The organism is Amycolatopsis sp. CA-161197 (assembly GCF_050942255.1).
Classification (GTDB): domain Bacteria; phylum Actinomycetota; class Actinomycetes; order Mycobacteriales; family Pseudonocardiaceae; genus Amycolatopsis.
The window spans coordinates 6,013,812-6,040,172 of the sequence record NZ_CP192059.1; the positions used below are offsets into that span (position 1 = coordinate 6,013,812).

Genomic DNA, 26,361 nt, shown 5'->3' on the forward strand with positions numbered 1-26,361 from the left:
AAGAGGCACCGTCGAGCCTTCTCCGCGCGACCTGCTCGACGTACGGGCTGCAGTCACGAGGCTAAGGGACCTATGTCCCCCGCTGCGCAGCTCCGACGTAGCAGTGCCCTCGTGGCCGCTCGGTCTCATCGCACGTGGTCGAGGAGGAGCCGCCGTTCCGCTGCGGCGATCGCCCGGCGCGCGGGATCGATTGCGTCAGGGTTGACGGAGATCGACGTGATCCCGAGCCGCACCAGGTGCTCGGTGAACGCCGGGTTGGTCGAAGGCGCCTGCCCGCACAGCGAGGACGTGATTCCGCGGGCCTCGGCGGTGCCGACGATCTTGGTGATCGCGTCCAGCACCGCGGGATCCGCCTCGTCGAACAGCTCCGCGCACACCGCCGAGTCGCGGTCGACACCGAGCACGAGCTGGGTCAGGTCGTTGCTGCCGATCGACACCCCGTCGATCCCCAGGCCCGCGTACTCCGGCAGCCAGTAGACAACCGAGGAAACCTCGGCCATGATCCACCGCTTCAGCCCGCGCTGCCTGCCGAGCGGGCTCGCGTCGACTGCTTCCAGACACGCCTCCAGCTCCCATTTGGTGCGCACGAACGGGATCATCAGGTGCAGGTTCGGCGTCTGCTCGCGCACCCGGGCGAGCGTGCGCAGCTCAAGGGCGAACAGATCGTGCTCCCGCACATAGCGGTAGCAGCCGCGGTAGCCGATCATCGGGTTGCTCTCGACGGGTTCGAACGCCTCACCGCCCGCGAGCCCGCGGAACTCGTTGGTGCGCAGATCCGTGGCCCGGTAGACGACCGGCCGCCTGCCGAACGCGGTCGTGATCTCGAGCAGTGACTTCGCCATCGAGTCCACGAAGGACTCTTCCTCGCCCCGGGCGAGCAGGTCACGTGGATGCCGTCCGCCGAGCGCCTCGGTGAGGAGGAACTCAGCCCGGAGCAGCCCGACCCCGTCGACGGGCTGTGCCGCGACCTCTTCGACATGGTCGGGCATCGCGAGGTTGACGTACAACCGCGTTCCGATCGTCTCGGCGACGGTCGGCGTGGCGACCGGTCCGACGTGCGCGGTCTCGTGGACGGGGGCACCGGCGCGGACCTCGCCGTTCGTCCCGTCCACCGTGACCAGCGTGCGGTCGGCGAGCACCCGGGTCGCGTCACCGGTGCCCACCACGCACGGCACGCCCAGCTCACGCGCGACGACCGCGGCGTGGCACGTCATGCCACCGCCGTCGGTCACGAGCGCGCCGGCCCGCCGGATGGCCGGCACCCAGTCGGGGTTGGTCATCGGTGCCACGAGGATCTCACCGTCGCGCAGGCGCTTCGCCTCCGCGGGGTCGTGCAGTACGCGGACGGCGCCGCTGCCGTCGCCGGGCGAGGCCGCGAGCCCCGTGACGAGGACGCCGGTCCTCGCTTCGGCCGCGGGCAGCGTCGTGATCGGGCGCGACTGGACGAGCCAGATCGTGCGATCGGCGACCGCGAACTCGATGTCCTGCGGCACGCCGTAGTGGTCTTCCACCCGCGCGGCGAGACGCGTCAGTTCCAGCACGGTGGCATCGTCGAGGGCGCGAAGCTTGCCTGCCGTGGGTGTGAGAGGGACCTTCACGTCTCCGCCACCCACCTCCGGGATGATCTTGTGGGTCTGGGTGCCCACCCGGGCGCTGAGCACCCGCAGGTCGTCCTTCGCCACCACGTAGGTGTCCGGTTCGACGGCGCCGCTGACGATCGCCTCACCTTGGCCGAACACCGCTTCGATCACCAGCCGACCCCGGTCACCCGTGCGGGGATCGGCCGTGAACACCACACCGGAACGCTCGGCGCGGACCATCCGCTGGACCACGACGGCGATAGCCGGCTCGCCGGTGAACCCACGGCCGGCGCGATAACTCACCACCCGTGGGGAAAACAGGGAGGCCCAGCAGTCGACCACCCGTTCGGTCAGCGCTTTGCCGCCCCAGACATTGGTGTAGCTGGCGTTCATGCCGGCGAACGAAGCTTCCGCGCCGTCCTCGCCCGTCGCCGACGAGCGCACGGCGACGGCGGGAGTATCGCCCAGCGCCTCGTAGGCGGCGGTCACATCGGCGGCCAGCTCCTCCGTGAGCCCGGCCGAACGCACGAGCGCGCCCAGCTGCTCACACGCATCGGCGAGCTGCTGCGGGTCGTCCACATTGGCCAGTGCCTTCGCGTGCAAGTCGGCGACCTGGCCCCGCACGCCGGCGGCGTCCAGCGCCGCCCAGTACCCGTCGCGCGAGACCACGAAGCCACCGGGCACCGGGAATCCGGCTGCGATCAGCTCACCGAGGTTGGCGCCCTTGCCGCCCACGGTCTCGGCGTCGGCGAGCCGGACGTCGGCGAGGTCTCGTACGTGCGTCATGACAGTCCTCCGGAAGGGGCGTCGGGAAAGAGTTCATCGAGCGGAAGGCGGGGCGCCGGAGTCGCCGGGGTCGCAGGGTGGCCGAACCGGAAGATCGCCTGCGGAACGCCCGGCAGCTCGAGGCGTTCCGCAAGCAGCTCACGGAAGCCGAGCAGGTGCAGCGGCTGCGTGATCACCGACGCGGCCAGAGCGCGGACCGTGGCCTGCAGCCACGCACGCTCCAGTGCCACACCCGCGGCGAGGTCGTCGCGGCGAGTGTCGCCGTCGGTGCAGATCACCAGCAGGCTCTCGCTCTCGAGGCGCTTCGCCAGACGCGCGTCGTCGGGTACTGGTGTGTCACGACGGATCACGCCGGCCGCAGGGAGGGACTCGCCGCTGAGGGCGTCCTCGGGGATGCCGTCGGCCGCGCCGAGCGCGTGCGGCACGAAGGTGCGGGCAGTCCACATGTCGAGCTCACGCTGGTACGCCGGGTCCGCGCGGAAGACGCGGGTGGCGAACCCGAGCATCGCCGCGAGCGCGTCGAGGTGTCCCGGCACCACGAGCCGGACCCCCGCTTCGGCGCCGGCCGAAGCCACGGCTGTCCGGTCGGCGTCGCTGACCGGTTCGGGGGCGAACCACTGCCGATGGCTGCGCCGGCGGGGGATGGCGTGGTAGCGCGCTGCTTCGTCAGCCCGGGCACCGCCGCCCGGTGCCGTGTGCACGGTGGCGACCACGTCCCCGTCGGCGGGAAACGTCGTGCTGGGTTCGCGGCCGAGCACTCGGGCGGCGAGGGCGAGGTGGGCGAGCGCGGCGCCGCAGGAGACGGCGCGGTCGCGGCCGTCGGGGTCGTGGCTGGGCAACGCCACGTCACTCTCGAGGAGGTCGATGTCCGCCCCGCGAACCCGCAGGCTCCACGGCTGGGTGTTGTGCACCGACGGCGCCCGGCTGATCGCCCGCGCGAGCAGGACGATCTCCGAGCCGGTGAAGACGGTCGTGGGTGCTGAGGTCATCCCGATGGCTCCATACCCGGAGGCGGTCGCTCCGGCGGTTCCATGCTCACGAGCGCAGCTCCAGGCGCGCCGGGGCCCAAAGTCACCGCGCCGACGCCGGACGGCCTCGCCGGCACCGATGACCTCCGGCCCTATCTGGCTCGTGCTGTCTCGGCGCACGATCACGTCGCCCCCCGGAGAAAGAGGCATCTGATGGACTCCGCGAAAGTGGCCCCTGGCCGCCTGATCGTCGTCGGTGTCGACGGCTCGCACCACGGGGACGCCGCCCTGCGCTGGACGCTGAAGTACATCGCGCTGCCTGCTGACACTGTCCACGCGATGATGGCGCGTCCTGCGCGCACCCTGCTTCCCGGGACCTCGTACGCATTCCAGCCCCACAGCCGGCAGCCTGAAGGGATGTACTCCCCGCACGCCCACATCGCCCGGATCCGCGCCGAGTTCCCAGCAGCGCCCGAAATCACCGTCACCACTCCGGAGGGCGATGCGGCCAACGTACTCGTCGCCTCGTCCGCTGACGCCGACCTGCTCGTCGTCGGCTCCCACGGCTCGGGGCGCGCGACGGACTTTCTGATGGGCAGCGTATCGCGGGAATGTGTACGCAATGCGCGTTGCCCTGTCGTGGTCATCACGCCGGAAGCCGCCCACCGGCTGGTTCCCGAGCCGAGTTCATGACGGTGGGCTAGGACGCCGGCAGCCCGTCGCCCGCGAAGTAATCCCAGCGTTCGCAAGGCAAGTCGTAGGTCACTCCCCGTTGAGTACGCGGGGCGGGCGAGTTCCAACGAGTACCGTTCGTCGTCAAGGGCAGTATTCCCGCGAGCCAAGCCTTCTGCTCCGCGGCATCGCTGCCGGGCTCATCGGCGATGATCACACCGCACCCCGCCGGCTCCCGGGTTCTCCCGAGGCGTGCCCCCCCCCTTTACTGCGAGGTCGCCGCGAGGAGCGGAACGTGACGTTTTTACCGAATCGATCTCTACCGTCAGCCATTTCGAGGGCGATGAGCCCCACGAGGACGGTCGCTGGCGACGCGTCGATGCCCGATGCCGTCGCTTCGACGCGAACGTCCTGAGCGGCGACGCCGGCGAGGGCGATGCCGTCAGGGGCTGTGCCTTCGGTGACCACCGACGAGGTCGGCGCCCCGGAGGGCTCGGCGCCGAGCCCTCCGGCACCAGGTTCCCCTCCGGTTGGCCGGGCAGGACGATCGTGTGCGGCCAGGAGATCGCCGTGGCAAGAGCGTCCGGACGCGGGGCCGCGGCGCAGGTTCTGCTAGTGCGCTCGCGGTCCGACCGGAGTGCGGTGTAGCGATCGCAGTCTCGCGCCGTCGGACGTTCGGGGGTGTTCCGCGTCGTGCGGAAAAGCCGCGGTCGGTGCGAAGCCCAGCGCCCGGAGAACGACCGCGGCCGTGCACAGGGCTGCGGCGTAAGGGGCGAGTGCGGCGGTGGGCCGGCGGTCTTGTCGGAGGGAACCCGTCACGGCTATCGCGAGCTCCTGCTCCCGAGCCTCTGCGACGAAGCGGCGGCCGTGCAGCCGGGAGAGCGCGTCGACGAGCACTGCGCGGGCGGAGTTTTCGCAGGTGAGGGCGCCGTAACCGCGCGGGCGTGCTGCGCTTCGACCAACCCGACGTCCCCGCGGTCACCGAACCGCGGGTTGCGCGAGGACGGCCTCGGCGCCGCGGGCGAGCTCGAGTTCTTCGCGGGTGCGTACCACGACAACGGCCGCCGCGGAGTCGGGTGTGCTGATCACCCGGTCCGCGTCCGGGCTTTCGAGAGGACCGAGGCGCAGCCCGAGGACGCTGAGGCCGGCTGCGACATCGGCCACGAGCTCCGGCTGGTATTCGGCCACTCCTCCGGTGAACACCAGGGCGTCCAGCCGGTCCAAGCTCATGGCCGCCGCGCCGATCTCCCGGCGGAGCCGGTGGCGGTACACAGCCACCGCGAGTTCGGCGTCTGCGCTCCCGGCCGCCGCCGCCGTGAGCACCACGCCCATGTCCCCGGTCGTCCCGCTCATGCCGGAAAGTCCCGAGCGGTGGTAGAGCGCGTCGGCCATCTCGTCCGGGTCCATCGGCGCGGTCTTCATCACGTGCAGGAGCAACCCCGGGTCGACAGACCCGGAGCGGGTTGCCATCGCCGGACCTTCGAGCGGCGTGTAGCCCATCGAGGTGTCCACGCTGGAACCGTCGCGGACGGCGGTGACCGACACTCCGGCGCCTACGTGCGCACACACCAGCTGCAGATCGGTTTCGGGGCGCTGCAGCAGTTCCGCCGTCCGGCGCGCGGCGTACCGGCAGGAAAGACCGTGGAACCCGTAACGACGCAAGCGGTTCTGGCGGGTCCACTCGCGCGGGAGGGGGTAGTGTGCCGCGGCTTCCGGCAGCCCGTGGTGGAACGCGGTGTCGAAACACGCGACGATCGGAACACCAGGGAGCCGAGCCTGCACTTCGCGGACCACCGACAGCGACAGCGGCTGGTGTGTCGGTGCCAGCGGAACGAGCCGTTCGAGGTCGGCTACCAGATCCCCGGTGACCACAGCCGGAGCTTTCTGCGCTCCTCCGTGAACGAACCGCACCGCCACCGCGTCGGCCTCCGGCCACCGGTGGACCGCGTCCAGGACGTCCTTGGGGTCGGTCGTCGGCCAGGCCGCCCACCCCACCGCCACGTCGTCGTGGACCATCGCAGCTTTCAGGCTCGACGAGCCGGGGTTCAACGTCAGGACTCGCACGATCGTCTCCTCGGGGGGCGGGCCGGTGTCGTCTCCACTCCATCGCGGCCGCGGTCCGTCAGGACGCTGCCGGATTGCCCGAACACCGAGGACGAAGGTCACCGCCGCGATGGTCAACGCCGTGGCACATCTGCGCGGCCATGCCCACGTGCACGAACTCGGCCAGCTGCCCGTCCGGGCCGATCACACCCAGTGCTGCGTGGTGCGCCCCCACCAGCTCGCGAGCCGCCTCGACGATGCGCGTGCGCAGACTCGGCAAGGCGAGGTCGCTCGTGATCATCGTGGTCGCGCGCAGAAGGCCGCGCAGCCGGACCGAGCTGCGCTCACAGCCGTGCCTGTCTTCGCCGGGGCCGTCGTGCACCACGCGGGCCGCTCGTCTGGGACACCCAGTCTCCCAACCAGGCGACGACCCTCAAGCAGGCGAAAGACCCGCCCGGGCGCCCCGGCATCGGGGATTCCGGCAGAACCGGCCACATCCTGCGTGGCGGATCGGCGGCCCCGTCGACGTGCCGGGAGTTCGCGGTCGTGGTCACGAGGCCGGTGCCCTGCGCCCGAACCACGCGAGGCTGATGAGGGCGACCAGCAGCCCAGACGGCAGCGCGATCAGCTCGGCCGCGTTTTCACGACCCCAGGCCTTGATCATCGGCCAGTCGCGGTTGTCGCCGTCGGGCACGCGCAGCGCGGTGACGAAGGCGCGCTCGGGGCAGTGCAACGCAGCCCGGTCGATCTTCCCGTCGGAGAGGCGGTGAGCGTGGGCGCCGGTGGCGGCCGGCACGTCGGTGACGTCGACCGGTCCCTCCCCAGGCCGGACGAGTTCTCCGACAGGCCGGCTGGAGAACAACTACACGGGCACGCGGCGCCACTTGTCGCGGTGTTCGCGCGCGAGGTGGCGCGCGGCCTCCAGCCAGTGTCCGATGTAGACGGCGCTGCCGAGCACCACCGCGTCGTACCCGGCCACCGCGGTGACATGCGCGACGTCGAGCACGTCGACGTCCGCCCTGACATCCGCGTCGTTCAGCGCGGACGTCATCGCGAGGGCGACCTGTTCGGCGATCTCCCTGGTGGCCCCGTGCCGGGTCGCCACCGCTAGGAGGACCCTCACGTTCCCGCGCCCCTCGTGCGGAAGTCGACGTCGACGACGCCGTGGACGGGTCCGTGCGAGCGCGGCCACGACCCGTCGCTCGGCCTCGTCCGCGAGGCCCCGGTGACCGTCACCAGACCCGCGGTGACGGAGATCGTCCAGCGGTCGCGACAACCCGAATGGTCCGTGAACCCGGTCACCTGGTTCTCCGCGTCCACGACCGGCGATGCCGCCACACTGCGCTCGGTGAGCAACGCGATCCCCTCGCGAACCCGGGTCGCGGGGGATCGACCCGCACCACCGGACTGGGCATGATCTCCCGTGCCGGCACGGCACACCTCCGCTGGACGGCCCGGTCACCGCGCCACGGCGACGGGGCAGGGCGCGTGCGCGAGCAGACGGTTGCCGGTGGGGCCGAGCAAGCCTCCCGAGACGGGCCCTCTGCCGCGGGTGCCCACGACGATCAGCTGCGCATCGGGCGCCGCGTCCAGCAACGCGTGGCCCGTCGACCGATCGCGCACGAGCAAAGCCCGCGTGGCCACTGACGGGTACTTCTCGATCCAACCCGAGAGCCGGCTTGCCAACCCGCGCTCCGCTTCGACGTCTGGTTCCTTCTGCACGAGCTCGTCGCACCACAGGACGTCACGCCGGACGCGAACAGCAAGCAGCGGCACACCACGCCCGGCGGCGGTTTCGAGGGCGACGGCCAGCACCCGCTCGTCCTCGGTCTCAGGGCCGACGCCGACCACCACGGGGCCGGTGTTCCGCGGGGGCCCGCGGACGACGACCACTGTGCAGCGCGCGGAAGCGGCCACGCGTAGCGCGACGGAGCCGATGTCCGCGCCGCGAAGGCCGCCCGAGCCGTGCGAGCCCAGTACTACGAGCGGTACGTCCTCCGACAGCTCGATCAGCAGCTCGACCGCGAGCCCGAGGCAGACTGACGATTCGACGCGAACCCCTGGTGCGGCCTCACGAGCGACGGCTTCGGCGCGCTGGAGCCAGCGGTGAGCGGGCTCGAGCAGGAGCGCAGATTCATCGCCGTGCGCTCTCTCGCGAGGTGCCAGGTCCGCTTCGTCGAACAACGCGGCGTGGACGACCCTGAGGACGCTCCCCCGTCGCACTGCCTCTTCCGCCGCCCACCGGACCGCCGCGAGCGAAGGCTCGGAAGCGTCGATGCCTACGACAATGGCGTTGTCGACTCCGGTCCCGGGCATCATCAACCTCCTTCCGCCGCACCGCGACGTCGCCAACGCCGTTTGCAGCCAACGGTGGCCCGCCCGGTCGAATCCCCGACAGGGCATGAAGTCCCCTCCGCCGATGACGAAATCGGGCAGCGCGAGGTCACTCGATCCTGGTCTCCGCGGGAAGTACCAGCCGATCCTGGAAACCTCTTCCACCAGCCGCAGGAGGAACCATGACGGAACAGGACCAGCCGGGTGCCGACTTGCTGGGCGACCGGCTCATTCCCCACCCCCACTTCACGCTCGTGCGCCACCTCATCGTGGACGCGCCGGTCAAGGAAACGTATTTCGCAGCTCGCGACCTGGACCTGACGAACATCCACAATGGGCTGATCTCGGCCGCCGGATGGGTCAGCGAACTGCCCGAGCGCTGGCGCGACCGCGGGCACGGCCCGCCTCGGCGCCCGACCCGGCTCACGATCGACGACCTCGACGCGGGGTCCGATTGGGCGCTGCTCGGCGAACACCCGGGCAGCGATTTCGCCCTCGGCGTCGCGGGGAAGTTCTGGCGTCCGGTCATCACCTGGCGGCGCGTCGAACCCGCCGAGTTCGCCTCATTCGCCGAGCCGGGTTACGGCAAGCTCGCCGTCACCTTCAGCGTCCGGCCGTATGGCGCGCACCGGAGCCTGCTGACGATCGACACCCGCGTGCAGCTGTCCGACCCGCCGAGCTGGGTGAAGTTCCGCCGGTACTGGCGGGTCGCGTACCCCGTCGCGGGCGCGATGCACACGGCGCTGCTGCGGACGATCGCCGCCGTGGCGCGGGAGCAGGCACTGGGCTCGTACCGGCGCACCGACGACGGGTGACCAGGGCGGCCTCCTGCCCCGCGGTGGGAGACCGCCCGCTGTTCAGCGGGTTCGCGTTCCCCGGTTCGCCTCGGTGGGCGTGCAACCGGCGTCGTGGTCCGGGACGCTCGTGTGGAGCCGCCGGTCCGTGCCCGAGTAGCCGGTGGGCTCCGGTCTCGGCGTCAGGGTCACCGCATGGCGAGGTGCCTCGTAGCACGGCACGCTCGGGTGAAGAAGCAGTCGTTCGAAGACCGGGCACTGTCGGAGGATCGCCGGTGCTGTTCGGGATTGCGGGACCCGAGGACCTGTTCGACGCCGGCCCGGTTGTACCAGGCGCGGTCGGACAGCATGATCTCCCCCGCCGCCGGCATTTGCTCGGCTCAGCGCCGGAAGTACCACGCGTGCTCTGCCGATCGGCCGGCTCCCGCAGGGCGGCGATCCGCACGACACCGGCGGTTGAGGAGCTCATGCTCGTACGCGACAGGCGGTATTCGCGAGTTCGTGCGCTTGTCCGCAAATTCCGCGCCCGCGCTTCCCGTCGGCGCCGGACCGGATCGCGCGGCTTTCCGCGGTGCTGTCGCAAGCCTGCAGGATCACCGCAAGCGCAGGCCGGTCCGTGCGCACTCGCGCAAGTCCCAGACCGGGAGGACGTTCGGCTCTGCCGGGCACACCCGTTCGCCGGGCAGTGTGACCGGATGGCCACCCATCCCCGACCGGCTCGCCGCCGGGCCGCAGCAGCCGGCCTCCTCCTGCTCCTGACGCTGGTCCTGACCTCCTGCGCGGCCGGCGCGAACCCCTTCGCGGAAACCGTTTCCCGGCCGGGTTTCTGGCTCGGGCTCTGGCAAGGCTTCATCTGCCCCATCACGTTCCTGATCTCCCTGTTCAACGATCACGTCGGCGTGTATGCGGTCTACAACAGCGGACACCTGTACGACTTCGGCTTCGTTCTGGGAATCATCGTGGGCGCCACGGTGTTCCGTGGCCCCGCGTACGCGCAGCGCCGCCGAGCACGGATGTCGAGGTGAGTGCGATGAGCCGGCCGGCCCGCGACCCGATGCCGATCATCGCCGGGGTCGATGGCTCCGCCGAAGCGCTTGACGCGGTCCGTTGGGCAGCTCGCGCCGCCGTCCGCCACCGGTTGCCGCTCGAACTGGCCCACGCGACCGCGTTGACCGACCTGATGGCAGCGGAGATTCCGCCACCGGAAGAAGTGACAGCAGCTCTGCGGCAGCGTGGCCGCCACCATCTCCGGGTGGCACATGAGCTGGCGAATGCCGCCGGAGCCCTCGAAGTGCGGGAACGGATCGACCACGACCGCGCCGCACCAGCGCTCCTCGACCTGGCGGGGTCGGCGTCCTGGGTGGTCGTCGGCGCTCGCCACGGACGATTCACGGGGCTTCTCGTCGGCTCCGTCTCCGCCGCACTCGCCGCCCATGCACCGTGTCCCGTCGCGATCGTCCGCGGCACCGAGTGGGACGAACCCGGTCCCGCGCGGCCGGTACTCGCCGGGATCGACGGCGGCCCCGCGGCGGCCGCGGTCGCCGAGGCCGCTTTCGCCGAAGCAGACACGCTCGGAGTGCCCCTCGTCGCCGTCCGCGCAACCTTCGACGAGCCGGCGCGCGGCGAAGACTCGGACGCAGGACCGGCGCTCGAGGACCACCTTGCCGCCCCGGCGCGCCGGCACCCCAGTGTGTCCGTGGACCGGGTCGTGGTGGCTCACCGGCCGCGGCACGAGCTCCTGGCCAAGAGCAGGCACGCCCAGCTCGTCGTGATCGGTGACCGCGGCCGAGGGGGTTTCCCCCGGCTGCTGCTCGGCTCCACCGCTCAGGCGCTCCTCAACCATGCGGCGTGCCCGGTCCTGATCGTGCGCACGGACTCGGCGCCCCGTTGACCCGCCTTCTCTGCGGAAAGCCGGCCGGTCGGCGCTCCGGCTCCGGCTCGGAGAAGGCGAAGGTCCTCCGCCCCGGCGACGTTCGGCAGCATCGTGTTCGGTGCCGACAGACCACCTTCATGGCGTGCACAGCCACCGCCTGGCGCCGGGCCACGACCGATGACACCGCACATGTCGATCGTGATCGGATTCGGGGCGCCTGTCGCCGCCGCTGCGCTCGACGGCCTCGCAACGACGCTCGGGTCCCGCGCGATGCGGTCCGACGTTCGTCCGCAACCCACCCGCGCCCTCCGGTACGGCGCCGGGCTGTCGATGGACCTGCTCGGTTGGGTCATGACCGTTGCGGCGCTGGCGTTTCTACCCGTGTTCGCCGTGCAGGCCGTCCTGGCGATGCAGATCGCCTTCGCCGCATTGTTCGCTCGCCGTGCCTTCGGCACCGTCGTGCAGAGCTGGGACCTCGTGGCCGTCGGGGCCGCCGCCGGCGGCCTCGGCCCCGTCGCCGCGGGAGGGACCACACGGGTCGGCCCGATGGCACCCGGCCCCGTCGTGCCCGGCCTGCTGAGCGGGCTCGCGGCGGTGCATCTCCATCGCGGCCATCACACGAACGCACGACAGTTCCGTCCCCCGAGCCGTCATCGCGCGGTTGTCCTACGGAGGCTCGCGCATTGCCGCTCGTGCTGCAAAACCGGGCATCACTTTCGACGTGGTGCTCGGCCTGACCTTCACCGTGCTCGGCGTCACGACTTACGCCACCGCTCTGCGGCACGGCACGCCGACAGCGCCGAGTGCGGTCACCACGATGACCGGCGTCGTGTTCCCCGGCGCGCTGGCCGTGCTTCTGCTGGGCGATCGCGTCCGATCCGGCTGGTGGCGGCTCTCCGGCGTGGGCCTGCTGGTTGCCGGGGCCTCAGTGACCGTCCTGATCCGCCGCCAAACCGACGCGGAGAAGCGCGCGAAAAGCCCCTCGAAACGATGATCACCCGAACTCCTCACAATTGTCCACAGTAGATCATCGGCATCCTCCGCCCAACGCAGAGCGAAGGCCCCGCGTGTTCCTTTCCCTCCGGGGAGAACCACGGTGCTCGCCGCGCCGATGGCGGAGCGGGTGCCGGTGCCCTCGCCTGCGGTAACGTTCGTGCTGCCGCGAGGACTTCCTTCGCGGAGCCGGTGACATAACGCCCTTGGCTCCCCGACCGCGGGCGCCGACTCTGGGGGCATGATCCCTTCCGCTGCTTCCTGGGCCGCCGTCCACGAAACCCACATCGGCGTCGTCTTCCTCGCCGGCGACCTCGTCTACAAGCTCAAGAAGCCGGTCGATCTGGGCTTCGTCGACTTCTCCGCGCGCGAGACCCGGGAGCGGATGTGCCATCGGGAGGTGGCCCTGAACCGCCGGCTGTCGCCGGACGTCTACCTCGGCGTCGCCGACGTCACCGGGCCCGATGGAAGGGTGTGCGACCACCTGGTCGTCATGCGGCGGATGCCTGAGTACCGGAGGATGTCCACTTTGGTCCGCCAGGGCGCTGCCCTGCACGCGGAGATCCGAGGGCTCACTCGGCAGCTGGCCACGTTCCACGCGCGCGCAGAACGCGGCCAGCGGATCAACGCCGACGAGACCCGGGATGCGGTCCGGAACCGGTGGCGGGACAGTTTCGAGCAGGTCCGTTCCTTCCACGGCGACGTGCTCGATCCCACCTCGGCCCTGGAGATCGAAGCGCTGGCCGAGGAGTTCCTCGCCGGGCGAGAGGCGCTGTTCGACCGCCGGATCGCCGAAGGGCACGTGGTCGACGGTCACGGGGACCTGCTCGCCGACGACATCTTCTGCCTCGATGACGGACCACGGGTCCTGGACTGCCTGGAGTTCGACGACCACCTCCGCCACGTGGACGTGCTGGACGACGTCGCTTTCCTCGCGATGGACCTCGAGCGGCTCGGCGCCCCCGAACTCGGCGAGCGGCTGGTGGCCGCCTACCGGGAGTTCACCGGCGATCCCGCTCCCCCGGCGCTGCTGCACCACTACCTCGCCTACCGCGCGTTCGTCCGGGTGAAAGTCGCCTGCCTGCGGCACGCACAGGGCGATCCCGAAGCCGGCGCGCCGGCGCGTGAGTACGCCGCCATCACATTGCGCCACCTCCGGCTGGGCCGGGTGCGGCTGATCCTCGTCGGCGGGGAACCCGGCACCGGAAAGTCGACGGTCGCCGGCGGACTGGCCGACCGGTTGGGTGCCGTGCTGCTCCAGTCCGACCGACTGCGCAAGGAAATCGCTGGTCTCGCACCGACGCACCGAGCCGCCGAGGGTTACCGGCAAGGCCTGTACGACGACAAACACACCGACGCGACCTACGCGGAGCTCGTTCGCCGCGCCGGCGAACTGCTCGCCCTCGGCGAGACCGTCGTGCTGGACGCCTCCTGGAACGCCGCCCGGCACCGCCGGCTTGCCACCACGGCGGCCGAGCGATCAGGCGCGGAATTGGCCGCCGTGTGCTGCAGTGCACCGGAAGAGGTTGTCGCACAACGGATAGCCGACCGGTTGAACACCCTGTCCGATGCCACGCCGGACATCGCACGCCGGATGACCGCGGCCGCCGACCCCTGGCCCGAAGCACAGCCGCTGCCAACGACCGGCACCCCGGCCGAATCACTCGGCAAGGCGCTGGCACTGCTTTCGCGCGAACCCCGAAAGTCTCCTGGCACCAGGCACTCCGATCCTTCCCTCGGCACGGCAGACGGTGGGAGGTTCAGTCTCGGGAGCGAGCCCGCGCACGGAGCAGCACAGTGACGAAGAGCCGCGGACGGGACGCAACGCCCACCGCCACTCCGCGAAGGGGCCGGGACATGCCGCACGAACGGAACCACCCGAAGTGTCTCCGCACACCGAAGCCGACCGCAAAAGGTTCAGGCTATCGTCGCAGCGCTCGCCTGCACGCTGGCCCCCGTCGCCTGCGGGAACGACCGGGGCGCGGCGCCGGCCACGAGCGGCGCGCCCCCTCCCACGGCAAGCACGCCCACGGTCTCGCCGAGCACCAGTGCGCCCGTCCCAGGTAAGCTGTCCTGCGCGGTGACCACGTCAGTGTGGAGCACGAACGCGCGAAGCTCCCCCTCGATGAGCCGGGACGCGCTGTACCTCGTGCGGACCGGTCGCCACGACTGTTTCGACCGGGTCGTGTTCGACCTCAACGGCATGGCCGAGGCCGGGTTCGCCGTTAGCTACGTCCCGGTCGTCACCTCCGATCCGAAGGGCGACCCGCTGCCGGTTCCCGGCGGCGCTGCCCTGGAGGTCGTCGTGCGCGCTCCGGCACTCGGCACCGACGACTCCGGCCGGATGCTCGCCGCCACCGGAGACGAGTTGGTGACAACGCCCGGCTGGCCGGCACTGCGAGCCGTGCGCTTCGCGGGTTCGTTCGAGGGTGTGAGCACGTTCGCCGTGGGGGTCCGCGCGACCCTGCCGTTCCGCGTTTTCACGCAGGTCGGGTCGCAGGACCGGATCCGCCACGTGGTGCTGGACATCGGGCACTGAGCCGTGGACCGGCTGAGCCCCCTCGACGCGGCCTTCCTCGAAATCGAGGACGAGGATCGCCGCTCGTCGCTCGCCATCGCCTCGCTCTCGATCGTCGAAGGACCCGCGCCGAGCCAGGACGAATTCGTCTCGGCGGTGCTCGCACGGCTGGACACGGTCCCGCGGTTCCGCCAGAGGATCCGCACGGTCCCCTTCGACCTCGGGCCGCCGATCTGGGTGGACGACCCGGAGTTCGACGCCGTGCGGCACTTCAGCCGGGTGGCGCTGCCCGCGCCGCACGACAAAGCGACGCTCTGCGACCTGGTCGCCCGGTTGATGGGTGAACGCCTCGATCGAGACCGGCCGCTGTGGGAGTTCCAGGTCGTCGAAGGACTGCCCGAGGGGCGCTGGGCGATCCTGGCCAAGGTCCACCACGCACTGGCCGATGGACAAGCAGCTGCTCGGCTGCTCACCGTCCTCTTCGGCGAGACCCCGACCGGATCGCCGCGTCGTCAACAGGCACCGGATCCCGGCGCGGCGAACCTCCTGCTGGACGCGGTCGGCACGATGCTGCGCTACCCATGGGACCAGACCTGCCTGGTGGCGAAAAGCCTTCTGCACCCGACCCAGGTCGCGAGCCGCGTGACCGACGCGGCACGCGGGCTGGCCGCGATGACGTCGGCACTCCTGCCCGCGTCGCCTACTCCGTTGAGCGGACCGCTCGGACACGATCGCCGGTACGCCACGGCGTCGGTTCCCCTGGCGGACGTCAAGGCCGTGGCCGACGCGTTCGACGTCACGGTGAACGACGTCCTGCTGACCGCGGTCACCGGCGGGTTCCGCGAGATACTGTTGCAGCGCGGCGAAACCCCGTCCGCCGACAGCGTGCGATCACTGGTCCCGGTGTCGGTGCGGACGGATTACTCCCTCGAGAACGAGGTTTCCCTTCTGCTGCCCCTCTTGCCGGTCGACCTGCCCGATCCGGTGCAGCGGCTCGTCCGGGTGCACCGGCGCCTCACCGCGCTCAAGGCCGGCAAAGAAGCGGACGCGGGCACCTGGGTGACCGCCACCGCCGCTCACGAACCATTCGCACCGATCGCCTGGGCAGTCCGGGCCGCCGCGCACCTGCCGCAGCGCAACATCGTGACCGTGACGACGAACGTGCGAGGTCCGGAGGAGCCGTTGTCCGTCCTCGGGCGCCGGATCGTCGAGATCTACCCCTACGTCCCCATCGCACTGCGGATTCGAACCGGAGTGGCGATGTTCAGCTACGCCGGGAGCGTCACGTTCGGGGTCACCTCCGACGCCGCCACCGTCCCGGACACCCGGGCGCTGGCCGACGCGATCAGCAGAGACGTCACGGCCTTGCGCGCCACCGTCACCTGATCACCGGCCGGTCGCGGCGAACTCCGCGCCCAACGCGCCGACCAATGCCTCCGGGTCGGGATCGGCTCGCGGTCCGTGCCGAACCGAACCGCACTTGTCCGGCGTAGGTGAAGACGCGCATGGTGATCGCCTGGCGGCCGCTGCACGGCGCCCAGCCGACGATCCCCTCGACGTCCGTGCCGGCCGGCGTCATCGGCTCAGCCGGGCCGGGCACGTTCGTCAGCACCCCGACGGCCTTCCCGGCGAAGCACCGGCTCATCGCCAAGCCAAGCGGCGCCGGGCTCCGCGCCACGGCGTACGGGGGCCCGAAGGTGGGAACCGGTTCGTAGCCCCTGATTCAGGCGATGGGGTGGTGCACCTCCGCGAGCCGCTCGGCGAAGGTCGGACGCCCGAGTGGGGGCTGCGCCGGCACGAGCGCGAAGTGGTTGCCCAGCGCGACGGGCAGCTCCTCGTCGAGCGGCGGGAGGCTGACCGGGATCAGCCAGCCGAGGCCCGATTCGCCATCGCACAGCCCGTTCGCGGTCGACCGGCCGAGCAGGTCTCCGGCGCCGATCGAGCTGTGCCACACCGTCGTCGCCCCCGCAACGCCGGCCACCACCGTCGCGCCGAGCACCGGCAACGCCACTACCGCACTCCCGTCGCCTGCGAGGACACCCGTGCCTGCAATGAAACGCCGTCCCTGCGCCGCTCGAATCTTCCGTTCTGCCCGAACCGCGAGGACGAAGGGCCCTACGACCGGACGGAACGCGCAGCACACGATCGGGCAGAACCGCCGACGACGGGGAGAAGACGATGACGGTACGGCTCGGGATCAACGGCTTCGGCAGGATCGGGCGGGACATCCTGCGCTGTGTGCTGGAAACACCGGACAGCCCGATCGAGGTGGTAGCGGTCAACGACATCACCTCGCCGGAGATGCTGGCGCACCTGCTCGTCCACGACTCCACCTACGGCAGGCTCCGCACTGCCGTCGAGATCGTCGACGGCGAAGCCCTGCGCGTCGGGGACCACTTGATCCAGGTGGGGGCCGAAGCCGATCCCGCTCGGCTGCCCTGGGACGAGTACGGCGCCGACGTAGTCGTCGAGTCGACCGGCAGGTTCCGCACCCGCGAGAACGCCGGCGTGCACCTGGCCGCGGGCGCGCGGAAGGTCGTGATCACCGCGCCCGGCAAGGACGTCGACGTGACGATCGTGCTCGGGGTCAACGAGGACGACTACGACCCCGCGGAGCACCACGTGATCTCGAACGCCTCGTGCACCACGAACTGTGTCGCACCGATGGTGAAGGTGCTGCACTCGGCCTTCGGGATCCGGCGGGGCCTGCTCACGACGATCCACAGCTACACCGGCGACCAGGCGCTGCTGGACCGACCGCACAAGGATCCCCGCCGTGCCCGGTCGGCCGCGGTCAACGTCGTGCCCACGAGCACCGGCGCCGCCAAGGCGATCGGGCTCGTGCTGCCGGCGCTGGCCGGCAAGCTCGACGGAGTCGCCGTGCGGGTTCCGGTCGAGGACGGTTCGCTGACGGACCTGACCGTCGAACTCGAGCAGCCGGAGACCGCGGACCAGGTCAATCACGCGTTCGCCGAAGCCGCCGAGCGCGCTCTCAAGGGCATCCTGCGCTACACCGAGGCACGGTCGTCTCCCGCGACATCATCGGCGATCCCGCCTCGTGCGTGTTCGACGCGCAGCTGACGAAGACCGACTCACACTTGGCGAAGGTGTTCGGCTGGTACGACAACGAATGGGGATACGCCACCCGCACCGTGGAGCTGGTGGAGCTGATCGGTCGGTCCTTGGCGTAACGCCGAAGCGGGTCCGCTGAGAGGAAACGTCATGCGAGAACGCAAGCGATGGCACGATCTGGACGGCCCGGAACGCGCCACGATCATCGTCGCAGCCGGCGTGCAGGTAATGCTGGCCGCCGGGGCCTGGTGGGACCTCGCCCACCGCCCGGCGGAGCGCGTCCGTGGCCCGAAGTGGTTGTGGGCGCTCGTGATCGCCGTCAACTTCGTGGGACCGATCCTGTACTTCTCCTGTGGGCGGGCAGGTCCGCGGGAGAACCGACCGGCCAACTCCGACACAGGCGGGGTGACAGCAGCGACCTCGGTCCGCTTCGGATGATCGAGCGAGAATTCGCCCAAGGGCCTTCAAGACGGTGACCTTCGGCCCCGGGAACCATTGCGGCATCGGCACAAACTTACTCCGACAACCACGTCGGGCCGTTCGAACCGATGTTCCACGCCTGGGCCGGCACCTGGTGGGCCGACTGGCTGTTCATGCTCGGGCTCGCCGGCGTGGCCGCTCGCGAAGACGATGAGCACCGGCGAGGCGACGCACTCCGCCATCCCGATCGTCGACTACCACGTCATCTACGCGCTCGTCCTCGTCGTCCTAGTGGCAACTTCGGCCGGCCACACCTGGGGGCTCGGCCGTCGCTGGGCCGGCTTCGTCGGCGAGCACCGGTGGCTGTGCTGAACCCAGGTGCTCCATGGGCGACCGTCGACCGGCGGGCGCCCATCCTGCTCCTTTCCACCAGAAACGAGGAGAGAAGATGAAGGCACTCGTCTACGACGGGCCTGGCCGTCGCGGTCGCGTGCGGCCGGTGCGAGTACCGCCGGAGCGCGGCTGAACCACACCATCGACGGCGTACCGATCGAGTACGTGCGCGTCCCGTTCGCCGACACGTCGACCTACGTGCTGCCCGCCACGGTGAGTGACGAATCTGCGCTGATGCAGGCCGACATCGTGCCGACGGCGTACGAGGTGGGTATCGCAACGGGACGGTCAAACCCGGCGGCACCGTGGTGATCGTGGGAGCCGGGCCGATCGGGCTCGCGGCAGTCACCAATGCGCGGTTGTTCGGGCCTGCCCCGATCGTCGTGGTGGATCGGGAAACTTCGCGGCTCGACGCGGCGAAGTCGTTCGGGGCCGACGGTCTCGTGCAGCCGGCCGGCGCCACGGCCGCGGTCGCCGAGGCAAGCGGCGGCCTCGGGGCGGCCGTCGCGATCGAGGCGGTGGGACCGCCGGAGACGTTCGAGCTGTACACCCGGCTGGTGCGGCCGGGCGGGCACGTCGCGAACATCGGCGTGCACGGCCCCCCGGCCACGCTGCACCCGGAGCAGCTGTGGATCAAGAACGTCACCATCACGACCGGACTGGTCGACACGTCCAGCACCCCGATGCTGGCCGCGGGCCGGCCGGAACACGAGCCGGTTCGTCATCCACCGGTTCGGGCTCGACGAGATGGAGCAGGCCTACGACGTCTTCGCCCACCCACAGGACAGCAACGCGCTGAAGGTGGCGCTTCTCCGGAGTTGACCGGCGCGCGCAGGCGCCCTCGTCCGGTAGTCACTCCGCACGGTCGACGCTCGCTGCACCGGCCCGGTCTCGTGCCGGAGGGGCCATCCGGCACAAGAACTAACGGAGACCGGCCATGCACGCACGCGACATCATGAGCACCCCGGTGCTGGCGTTGACGCCGTGGAGGGTGGGCGTGTCGTCGGCGTCGTGTCGTTCCGCGACGTGCTGAGGTCCTCGGCCGGCAGCACGCGCCGCTGAGCACCGTCGAGGCGCTCACCACAGCACGCGTTCGCCGTCGTCCGGGACGACAGCGCACCAGCCGGCTCGCGCGTGTAGCGTTTTGGCGAGCGCGCGCGACGCGTCGGGCTCGCCTTCGACGAGGAACGCGGTTTCGGGTGGTGGCGCCGCCATCGCCCACGCCTGCACCTCCGCGGGACCGGCGAACTCACCGGTGCCGGCCAGCACGGTCACCTCCGCCCGCACCGGCAGGTACCGTCCGTGGATCTTGAGGTGCCGAGCTCCCTGAGCGAGTTGCGCCACCCGGGTTCCCTGCCCCTGGGGGCCCAGCAACACAACACCGGCGCGTGCATCGGGGAGCACGGTGGCGAGGTGCCCCAGGACGCGACCGGTGTCCGCCGTCGCCGGACCGGCCACGACGATCGACGGCCGGTCGGGAGGGCCCCCGTTCGTGTGCTCGGCGAACAGCCCGGGCAGCTCAACGCGGATGTCCTGGCGCAGCTCGGACCATCGCTCGGCCACGGCCCGCCGATGCACCTCGACGCCCGCCAGGCCCGCCGGGCCGTCGAGCACCACCGGCAGCCGCGGGATCCGCCCGGCCTCAGTCAAGTCGTGGATCATCGTCAGCACCACTTCGGTGCTGCCCACCGCCGAAGCCGGCACCACGACGCCGCCGCCCCGCTTGAGCGCTCGGTGGATCGCCCCGGCGAACCGGCCGGCCACGTAGCTGTCACCGGCCGGCCGAGGCGCCGCGAGCACGACCGCTTCGGTCGGCGGACGGGGGTCCGGCGGCCCGAGCAACGGGTGGCCGGCACTGCCGAGCGGGCCCGAGAACACCACCGAGCGGCCCCCGATCGACACCCGCACCCAAGCGGCACCGAGCCGCCCGCCGGCGTGGCCGAACTCGAACTCCGCTCCCTCCAGCCGACGCGGGGTGCCCCACTCGACCGCCCGGACCAGGGAGACCACGCGAGCGACGTCGTCCTCCCGGAACGGCGGCAGCACCGGACGGCGAACGGACCAGCCACCCACCTCCGCCGCCACCGCGTCCTCCGCGAACTGCCGAGCGGCATCGGACAACGCGACCGGCAGCAGAGCAGCGGTTCCCGGCGTCGCGTACACCGGCCCGTGCCAGCCTTCTGCGACCAGCTGCGGCAGGAAGCCGGAGTGCGCGAGGTCCGCGCTCGGCAGGATGACCGCGTCGGCCGAGTGCAGCTCGGCCGGCCCCGGCGAAAAGTTGCGCTGCCATGCCACCTCCGGTCCCGCGCAAAACCCGCATCCGATCAGGAGCGTCGTGCTGGGGCCTTCCACGAGGTAGCGCACGCCGGAGACACCTGCCACCCCGCCGAGAAACGTCAACGCCGGACCGGGCCGCCTCCGCTCACGACGATCCGCGAGGCAGCCTGCGCTCGGCACGTCGGCCTCCTGATCCGTCTCGGCCATCGATCTTCCTTTCACCGCAACGGATTGCGCGGCTCTGGCGCTGCACTCGGATGTGCTCGGGTTTCGGCAGCGCGCGCCGGACGACCCCTGGTCGCGCGGCGGAAAAGCTCGTCCGCGCCCCACACCAGGACCGGCATGGGCAGCAGCAACGCGATCACCCACCCGGGCAGCGCGGCCGTGTCGAACAGCGCCTGCATCGGCGGCAGATAGATCAGGGCAGCCGCGAAGGCGATTTCGAAGACGATGCCGCCCAGCAGCAAGCGGTTCGTCGTGACGCCGACCGACCACAGGGACACACGTTCGGTTCGGGCCGCGAACGCGGTGCCGACCTGGCACGCCACGATCGCCGCGAAGCTGGCCGTCGTCGCCTGGAGGTAGGCGTGGTGCAGGGGCGCACCGGCGGAGATCTCGGCGCCCGGGTGCCAACCGGCCACGGACAGAACCGCGAAATACACACCCAGAACCAAGACACCCGACAACAGGCCCATGATCCCCCACGCACGCAGCAGCGTCCGCCCCGTGACCACGCCTTCCGAGCGCCGGCGCGGACGCCGGGACATCAACCCGGGTTCCGCGGGCTCACGGCCGAGCGCCAGCGCGGGCAGCGTTTCCGTGCCCAGGTCGATCGCGAGGATCTGCAGCACGGTCAGCGGTAACGGGATCGCGCCGCCCGAAACCGCGAACAGCAGGAAGGGAAGCACTCGGGCACCGCGTGCGCGAAGATGTACAGCACGAACTTACGGACGTTGTCGAAGACCCGGCGCCCTTCCCGCACACCCGCGACGATCGTCGCGAAGTTGTCGTCGGTCAGGACTACCGTCGCGGCCTCTTTGGCCACGTCCGTACCGCCGACGCCCATCGCCACCCCGATGTCGGCGCGGCGCAACGCCGGCGCGTCGTTGACGCCGTCCCCGGTCATGGCGACGACCTCGCCGCAGTCGCGCAGCGCGTCGGCGATGCGCAGTTTGTCCTCGGGCGCGGCTCGGGAGAACACGATCTCCCCGCCGGCGGTCAAAGCCTCGTCGAGATCCTGCTCCGGCAGCCGAGAAAGGTCCTCTCCGCTGATCACGCGATCGGCACCGATTCCCACCCGGCGCGCGACCTCCGCGGCGGTCAGGCCGTTGTCCCCGGTCACGACATGGACGGTGATCCCGGCCGAATGGCAGTCGGCCACCGCCGCGGCGACCTCGGGACGTGGCGGGTCGACCAGGCCGACGAGGCCGAGCAAGCACAGGTCCGACTCGGCTTCGCCCCGGCCGCCCGGCAGCTCGGGCACCTCGCGGCGGGCCACAGCCAGCACGCGCAACGCCCGGCCCGCCATCTCGTCGACGCGCCCGGCGATCGGTGCCCTCAGCTCGGGGGTGAGCGGGATCTCGGCACCGCCGGCAGCCAGGACCGTGGCACACAGGGGCACCACCTGCTCGGGCGCACCTTTGGTCGCCACGCGCAGCGATGCACCGGCATGGTCCACGGTGGACATTCGCTTGAGCCTCGGGTCGAACGCGTACAGGCTCTCGCGATCAACCGCACGCTCGGCCGGGGTGAGCAGGGTGCCCTGCTCGGACGCGAAGCCCAGCAGTGCCAGCTCGGTCGGGTCGCCGGTTTCGGCGGCGAGGTCGGCCGTGCTGCACCGAGCCAGTGTCTCGGCTAGCACACCGGCGTCCGGCAGGATGTCGCCGAGCCCGCCGCTGACTTCCTCGACGTGCATTGCGTTGCGAGTGAGCGTGCCGGTCTTGTCGGTGCAGATCACCGTCGTGGAGCCGAGAGTCTCGACGGCCGAGAGCCGTTTGACCAGAGCGCCCGCCTTCGCCATCGACCGCACGCCCGCGGCCAGGGCGAGGGTGATGGTCGGCAGCAACCCTTCCGGGACGTTCGCGACCAGCAGCCCGATCGCGAACACGAACGCCGCCGACCACGACAACCCGGCCAGCCAGCCCAGCGGCAGAAACGCGAGCCCCACCAGCACGGCTACGCCGGCGATCAGCCAGGCGACCCGGCGCACCTGCCGTTCCAGGGGGCTCTCCTCGCGGCCCACCCGGGCCGACAGGGACGCGATCCGTCCGATCTCGGTGTGCCGCCCGGTCGCGTGCACGACTGCACGAGCGGCACCGGCAACGCACACCGTGCCGCTGAACACCAGCACCGGCGAATCCAGCGGCCGGGCCGCGTCGTCGGTGGCGGCGGCCGTGCGCGTCACCGGCAGCGACTCTCCTGTGAGCATCGACGCGTCGACGTCGAGCAGGCCCTCGATCAGCCGGGCGTCAGCCGGGACCCGGCCGCCTTCATCCAGCAACAGGACGTCTCCGGGCACGAGCTCGGCGACCGGAACGTGTTGGGGGCTCCCGTCGCGCAGGACCGACGCGCGGGCAGGCAGGTAGCGCCCGAGCGCTTCCACGGCCTTCTCTGCCTGCTGCTCCTGGACGAACGCAAGCAGGCCGTTGAGCACGATCACCCCGGCGATCGCGATCGCCAGGTTCGTCGTGCCGGCCACCCAGGCCAGCGCGCCCGCGAGCCAGAGCAGCAGCGCTAGGGGGTGGACGAACTGACGGACCAGTTCCAGCGGCCACTTCCGGCCACCGTGCGCCGGCAGGGTGTTCGGCCCGCTCACCTGCAGGCGCCGGGCGGCTTCCCGTGCGGTCAAACCGTTCGGGCCGGTACGGAGGTCCCGCAGCAGCCGGACGACAGGCTCGCGGGCGTCGATCGCCGGAGCGTCGGCTACCCCGGGCTTGGGTCTCAGGTGCATCGTCATCGTCGGGTTTCCTTCGCTTCGGGGCCCGCAGTCAATCCGGCAGGCGGCGCAGGAACGGGTCTGCCGACGAGGGCCGCTCGAACCGCGCTCGGACGTCGAGCGCCACGCAGCCCTCGGCGCGGACCCGCACCGGGTTGAGGTCCAGCTCGGCGAGCTCGGGCAGGACCTCGGCGAGCCGGCTGACCTTGAGCAGCAGATCCCGCACCGCGGTCCGGTCGAACTGTTCCGGGGCCCAGAGCGATTTCGACGCGCGCAGACCCTCCAGCAGCAGGTCGGCGTCGGCGACGCTGAGCGGCGCGAGCCGCGCAGCGCGGTCGTCGATCAGGTCCGTGTCGACCCCGCCCAGGCCGAACACCACCAGCGGACCGAACACCGGATCCGAGCGCACGCCGACGAGCAGCTCCCGGCCGGGTTGGGCCATCGGCTGGACGGTGACCCCACGCAGGGAAGACCCGAACCGCGCCCGCAGAGTGCGGAACGCTTCGAGGATCCGGTCGGCGCCCCGGACGTTCAGGAGAACACCACCCCCGGCGCTCTTGTGCAGCAGCCCGTCGGCGTCGGCCTTCAGCACGACCGGTGACTCCAGGTCGGCGACCGCTGCGGCCATCGAGTCGCCGGCTTCGACGTACCGGGTCTCGACCACGGGGACACCGGCCAGCCGCAGCAACTCGGCGGCGTCCACGGGCGACAGCCAACCTTCCCGCCCCGCGGCGAACGCCCGCAGCGCGGCGCGATCTGCCGACGAGGCAAGGGGTTCGTCGGCTTCCGGCCGGCGCAGCCATTCCTGGTAGCGCACCAGCCGCGCCAGCACCGCGGCGGCAGCCGCCGGGTCGTCGTAGCAGGCGGTCACTCCCCGGCGGCTGCCGGGGACGAGCGATGTGACGCGCGCACGCTGCCCCGGCCGGACCGCGAAGACGGTCTTGTACTCGGGCGGCAGCACCTCGGCCAGCGCCGTCCCGGGGTCTCCCACGGCGGTCGGCACGGTGGCGGCGATCACCGCGTCGACGCCGTCATCGGCGAGCACCGCGCGTAGCGCTCCGGCGAACACATCCGGCGGAACGGCCGCGGTCGTGTCAACCGGGTTGCACACCGCGGCCTCGGGCGCAAGCAGTCCGGCGAGCCGGTCCCGGGTCCGGCCCGACAGCTCGGCCATGACCAGGCCTTCGCGCTCGCACGCGTCGGCAGCGAGGACTCCGGCGCCACCGGCGTTGCTGACCACGGCCACCCGCGGGCCTCCCGGAAGCAGCTGCCACGACAGTCCGGCGATGACGTCGACCAGCTCCGCGACCGTGTCGACCGCGATGATGCCGGCCTGCTCGAAGAGGGCGTCGCGCGTGACGGCCGGAGTCGCGGCGGCGGCGGTGTGCGAGGCCGCGGCACGCTGTGCGGTCCTGCCGCTGCCCGAACGGACGGCGAGCACCGGGCGGGTGCGGCCAAGCTGCCTGGCCAGACGGCTGAACTTGCGTGGGTTGCCGAACGACTCCAGGTACAGCACGGCGAGCTCGGTACGGCGATCGGCCGTCCACCACATCAGCAGGTCGTTGCCGCTGACGTCGTATTTGTCGCCGGTGGAGACCAAGGTCGAGACGCCGAGACCGAGGTCGCCCAGCGACTCCGCCAGAGCGATGCCGACACCACCCGACTGGGTGACGACGCCGATGTTCCCCGGCCGGACGGGCGTCGCGAGGAACGTGAGATCGTACGGGCAGGCCGGGTCGGTGGAAGCCACGCCGAGGCAGTTGGGCCCGACGAGCCGCATCCCGTGTTCCCGCACCGCCGTGTGGACCCGGGTGCCGGCGTCGGTCCCGGTCAGGCCCGAGGAGATGACGACGATCGCCCGGACCCCCCGCTTCCCGCACTCTTCGACCGCCTCGGCGGCCGGTGCCGCGGGCAGACACACGACCGCGAGTTCCGGTGTCCGTCTCAGCCGAGCCACGGACGGCACGGTGGGCACGCCGAGGATCTCGACCGCGTGCGGGTTCACGACCTCGACCGGCCCCGGGTAGCCCGACGCGACCAGGTTGGCCAGAACCGCGTGGCCTACTGATCGCGGCCGCCGACCCGCACCGATCACGGCGATCGAGGACGGCCTGAACAGGTGAGCCAGGCTGGCTGCGTCGGCGACCGCGTCGCGCTTCAGCACCGCGTCCAGGTAGGCGGGGTCCTCGTCCAGAGTCAGCACGACGTCCCGCTCGGGCCCACCGATCGCGGCCTCGAACCGGAGGCCGAGGTCGGACAGGACGTGCAGCACCGGGGCGTTCTCGGCGAGCACCAGCGCGACGAAGCGCTTCAAGCCGGCTTTCCGGGCGTGCGACACGAGGTGTTCCATCAGCAGCGTCGCGACGCCGTGCGTGCGCAGCGCCGCGTCCACGACCAGCGCGACCTCGGCCTCGTCGGAATCGCCGAGGACCTCGTAGTTGGCGACGCCGACGAGCAGGCCACCGCGGTAACAGCCCACGGCGTAGTGCCCGGGACCCGGATCGGCGGCCATCTCGCCGGCCAATTTGTCCAAAGTGGCCGGTCGGGCGCCGAAGAACCTGAAGTAAGTGTCCTGCTTGGTGAGCCGAGTGTGCAGCGCGAACACTGCGGCGGTGTCGGGAGGGTGCAACGCCCGCACGAGCACCACCTCGCCGTCCGTGAGCAGGGCCCGGGAGCCCGCTTCCACGCTCATCGCTTCTCCTC

General features: G+C 71.2%; 25 protein-coding genes and 3 pseudogenes. 13 read left to right on the forward strand and 15 right to left on the reverse strand.

Annotation, left to right across the window (positions count from 1 at the left end; genetic code table 11):
- Positions 1–125: 125 nt before the first annotated feature.
- Both ppsA and ACQPXB_RS28085 read right to left on the reverse strand, forming a co-directional pair.
- Complete coding sequence (gene ppsA / locus ACQPXB_RS28080) at positions 126–2,366, reverse strand: phosphoenolpyruvate synthase (RefSeq protein ID WP_432845002.1); 2,241 nt, start codon at positions 2,364–2,366, stop codon at positions 126–128.
- Entirely contained in the window at positions 2,363–3,355 is a 993-nt protein-coding gene (locus ACQPXB_RS28085) for an Acg family FMN-binding oxidoreductase (RefSeq protein ID WP_432845003.1), read from the reverse strand. The genes ppsA and ACQPXB_RS28085 overlap by 4 nt, the downstream gene beginning before the upstream one ends.
- Before the next feature lie 192 nt (positions 3,356–3,547).
- On the opposite strand from ACQPXB_RS28085, the gene ACQPXB_RS28090 reads away from it, so the two are divergent.
- Positions 3,548–4,027 (forward strand): universal stress protein, encoded by a 480-nt coding sequence (locus ACQPXB_RS28090; RefSeq protein ID WP_432845004.1) that lies wholly within the window; start codon positions 3,548–3,550, stop codon positions 4,025–4,027.
- Positions 4,028–4,984: 957 nt separating this feature from the next.
- On the opposite strand, the gene ACQPXB_RS28095 is transcribed toward ACQPXB_RS28090, so the two are convergent.
- From ACQPXB_RS28095 to ACQPXB_RS28120, 6 genes are all read right to left on the reverse strand, one after another.
- Positions 4,985–6,070 carry an acetate/propionate family kinase gene (locus ACQPXB_RS28095; RefSeq protein ID WP_432845005.1) on the reverse strand — a complete coding sequence of 362 codons (1,086 nt, stop codon included), beginning with the start codon at positions 6,068–6,070 and terminating at the stop codon, positions 4,985–4,987.
- A gap of 58 nt (positions 6,071–6,128) precedes the next feature.
- A complete protein-coding gene (locus ACQPXB_RS28100) occupies positions 6,129–6,434 on the reverse strand; it encodes a hypothetical protein (RefSeq protein ID WP_432845006.1) in 306 nt (101 codons plus the stop codon).
- Between the two features lie 165 nt (positions 6,435–6,599).
- Positions 6,600–6,845, reverse strand: coding sequence for a hypothetical protein (locus ACQPXB_RS28105; RefSeq protein ID WP_432845007.1), 246 nt, complete (start codon positions 6,843–6,845; stop codon positions 6,600–6,602).
- 66 nt (positions 6,846–6,911) lie between these two features.
- On the reverse strand, positions 6,912–7,172 hold the full coding sequence (locus tag ACQPXB_RS28110) for a flavodoxin domain-containing protein (protein WP_432845008.1): 261 nt from the start codon (positions 7,170–7,172) through the stop codon (positions 6,912–6,914).
- A complete protein-coding gene (locus tag ACQPXB_RS28115; protein WP_432845009.1) occupies positions 7,169–7,351 on the reverse strand; it encodes a hypothetical protein in 183 nt (60 codons plus the stop codon). Before ACQPXB_RS28115 ends, ACQPXB_RS28110 begins: the two co-directional genes overlap by 4 nt.
- A gap of 156 nt (positions 7,352–7,507) precedes the next feature.
- A complete protein-coding gene (locus ACQPXB_RS28120; protein WP_432845010.1) occupies positions 7,508–8,365 on the reverse strand; it encodes a universal stress protein in 858 nt (285 codons plus the stop codon).
- 200 nt (positions 8,366–8,565) lie between these two features.
- On the opposite strand from ACQPXB_RS28120, the gene ACQPXB_RS28125 reads away from it, so the two are divergent.
- Complete coding sequence (locus tag ACQPXB_RS28125) at positions 8,566–9,198, forward strand: hypothetical protein (RefSeq protein ID WP_432845011.1); 633 nt, start codon at positions 8,566–8,568, stop codon at positions 9,196–9,198.
- 167 nt (positions 9,199–9,365) lie between these two features.
- On the opposite strand, the gene ACQPXB_RS28130 is transcribed toward ACQPXB_RS28125, so the two are convergent.
- Complete coding sequence (locus ACQPXB_RS28130; protein WP_432845012.1) at positions 9,366–9,548, reverse strand: hypothetical protein; 183 nt, start codon at positions 9,546–9,548, stop codon at positions 9,366–9,368.
- Positions 9,549–9,872: 324 nt separating this feature from the next.
- Between ACQPXB_RS28130 and ACQPXB_RS28135 the strand changes: the two genes are divergently transcribed.
- Together ACQPXB_RS28135 and ACQPXB_RS28140 are read left to right on the forward strand one after the other, a co-directional pair.
- Complete coding sequence (locus ACQPXB_RS28135; RefSeq protein WP_432845013.1) at positions 9,873–10,202, forward strand: hypothetical protein; 330 nt, start codon at positions 9,873–9,875, stop codon at positions 10,200–10,202.
- A 5-nt stretch (positions 10,203–10,207) separates the two neighbouring features.
- A complete protein-coding gene (locus ACQPXB_RS28140; RefSeq protein ID WP_432845014.1) occupies positions 10,208–11,068 on the forward strand; it encodes a universal stress protein in 861 nt (286 codons plus the stop codon).
- Positions 11,069–11,425: 357 nt separating this feature from the next.
- Here the strand turns inward: ACQPXB_RS28140 and ACQPXB_RS28145 are convergent, their stop codons facing one another.
- Entirely contained in the window at positions 11,426–11,665 is a 240-nt protein-coding gene (locus ACQPXB_RS28145; protein WP_432845015.1) for a hypothetical protein, read from the reverse strand.
- 46 nt (positions 11,666–11,711) lie between these two features.
- Between ACQPXB_RS28145 and ACQPXB_RS28150 the strand changes: the two genes are divergently transcribed.
- From ACQPXB_RS28150 to ACQPXB_RS28165, 4 genes are all read left to right on the forward strand, one after another.
- Entirely contained in the window at positions 11,712–12,044 is a 333-nt protein-coding gene (locus ACQPXB_RS28150; RefSeq protein WP_432845016.1) for a hypothetical protein, read from the forward strand.
- Positions 12,045–12,284: 240 nt separating this feature from the next.
- Complete coding sequence (locus tag ACQPXB_RS28155; RefSeq protein WP_432845017.1) at positions 12,285–13,844, forward strand: AAA family ATPase; 1,560 nt, start codon at positions 12,285–12,287, stop codon at positions 13,842–13,844.
- A gap of 324 nt (positions 13,845–14,168) precedes the next feature.
- Positions 14,169–14,582, forward strand: coding sequence for an AMIN-like domain-containing (lipo)protein (locus ACQPXB_RS28160; protein ID WP_432845018.1), 414 nt, complete (start codon positions 14,169–14,171; stop codon positions 14,580–14,582).
- A gap of 3 nt (positions 14,583–14,585) precedes the next feature.
- Entirely contained in the window at positions 14,586–15,947 is a 1,362-nt protein-coding gene (locus ACQPXB_RS28165) for a wax ester/triacylglycerol synthase family O-acyltransferase (RefSeq protein WP_432845019.1), read from the forward strand.
- Here ACQPXB_RS28165 and ACQPXB_RS28170 read toward each other — a convergent pair.
- Positions 15,940–16,206: a WS/DGAT domain-containing protein gene (locus tag ACQPXB_RS28170; protein ID WP_432856819.1), complete on the reverse strand. Its 267-nt coding sequence runs from the start codon at positions 16,204–16,206 to the stop codon at positions 15,940–15,942. The two genes, ACQPXB_RS28165 and ACQPXB_RS28170, sit on opposite strands and share 8 nt — an antisense overlap.
- Before the next feature lie 78 nt (positions 16,207–16,284).
- Positions 16,285–16,572 (reverse strand): hypothetical protein, encoded by a 288-nt coding sequence (locus ACQPXB_RS28175; RefSeq protein ID WP_432845020.1) that lies wholly within the window; start codon positions 16,570–16,572, stop codon positions 16,285–16,287.
- A 167-nt stretch (positions 16,573–16,739) separates the two neighbouring features.
- On the opposite strand from ACQPXB_RS28175, the pseudogene gap reads away from it, so the two are divergent.
- From gap to ACQPXB_RS28200, 5 genes and pseudogenes are all read left to right on the forward strand, one after another.
- Positions 16,740–17,752 (forward strand): annotated as a pseudogene (gene gap / locus ACQPXB_RS28180) (type I glyceraldehyde-3-phosphate dehydrogenase).
- Between the two features lie 31 nt (positions 17,753–17,783).
- A complete protein-coding gene (locus ACQPXB_RS28185; RefSeq protein ID WP_432845021.1) occupies positions 17,784–18,071 on the forward strand; it encodes a PLD nuclease N-terminal domain-containing protein in 288 nt (95 codons plus the stop codon).
- Between the two features lie 80 nt (positions 18,072–18,151).
- Positions 18,152–18,425, forward strand: a pseudogene (locus tag ACQPXB_RS28190) (hypothetical protein); the annotation flags it as partial.
- Between the two features lie 186 nt (positions 18,426–18,611).
- Positions 18,612–18,758: a hypothetical protein gene (locus ACQPXB_RS28195; protein WP_432845022.1), complete on the forward strand. Its 147-nt coding sequence runs from the start codon at positions 18,612–18,614 to the stop codon at positions 18,756–18,758.
- Complete coding sequence (locus tag ACQPXB_RS28200) at positions 18,752–19,405, forward strand: zinc-binding dehydrogenase (protein WP_432845023.1); 654 nt, start codon at positions 18,752–18,754, stop codon at positions 19,403–19,405. The genes ACQPXB_RS28195 and ACQPXB_RS28200 overlap by 7 nt, the downstream gene beginning before the upstream one ends.
- Positions 19,406–19,523: 118 nt before the next feature.
- On the opposite strand, the gene ACQPXB_RS28205 is transcribed toward ACQPXB_RS28200, so the two are convergent.
- The 3 genes and pseudogenes from ACQPXB_RS28205 to ACQPXB_RS28215 all read right to left on the reverse strand — a co-directional run bounded on the left by ACQPXB_RS28205 (position 19,524) and on the right by ACQPXB_RS28215 (position 26,350).
- Positions 19,524–20,930, reverse strand: a complete 1,407-nt coding sequence (locus ACQPXB_RS28205) for an MBL fold metallo-hydrolase (RefSeq protein ID WP_432845024.1) — start codon at positions 20,928–20,930, stop codon at positions 19,524–19,526.
- A gap of 11 nt (positions 20,931–20,941) precedes the next feature.
- Positions 20,942–23,679 (reverse strand): annotated as a pseudogene (locus tag ACQPXB_RS28210) (cation-translocating P-type ATPase).
- A 31-nt stretch (positions 23,680–23,710) separates the two neighbouring features.
- Positions 23,711–26,350, reverse strand: coding sequence for a GNAT family N-acetyltransferase (locus tag ACQPXB_RS28215; protein WP_432845025.1), 2,640 nt, complete (start codon positions 26,348–26,350; stop codon positions 23,711–23,713).
- Between the last annotated feature and the right edge of the window lie 11 nt (positions 26,351–26,361).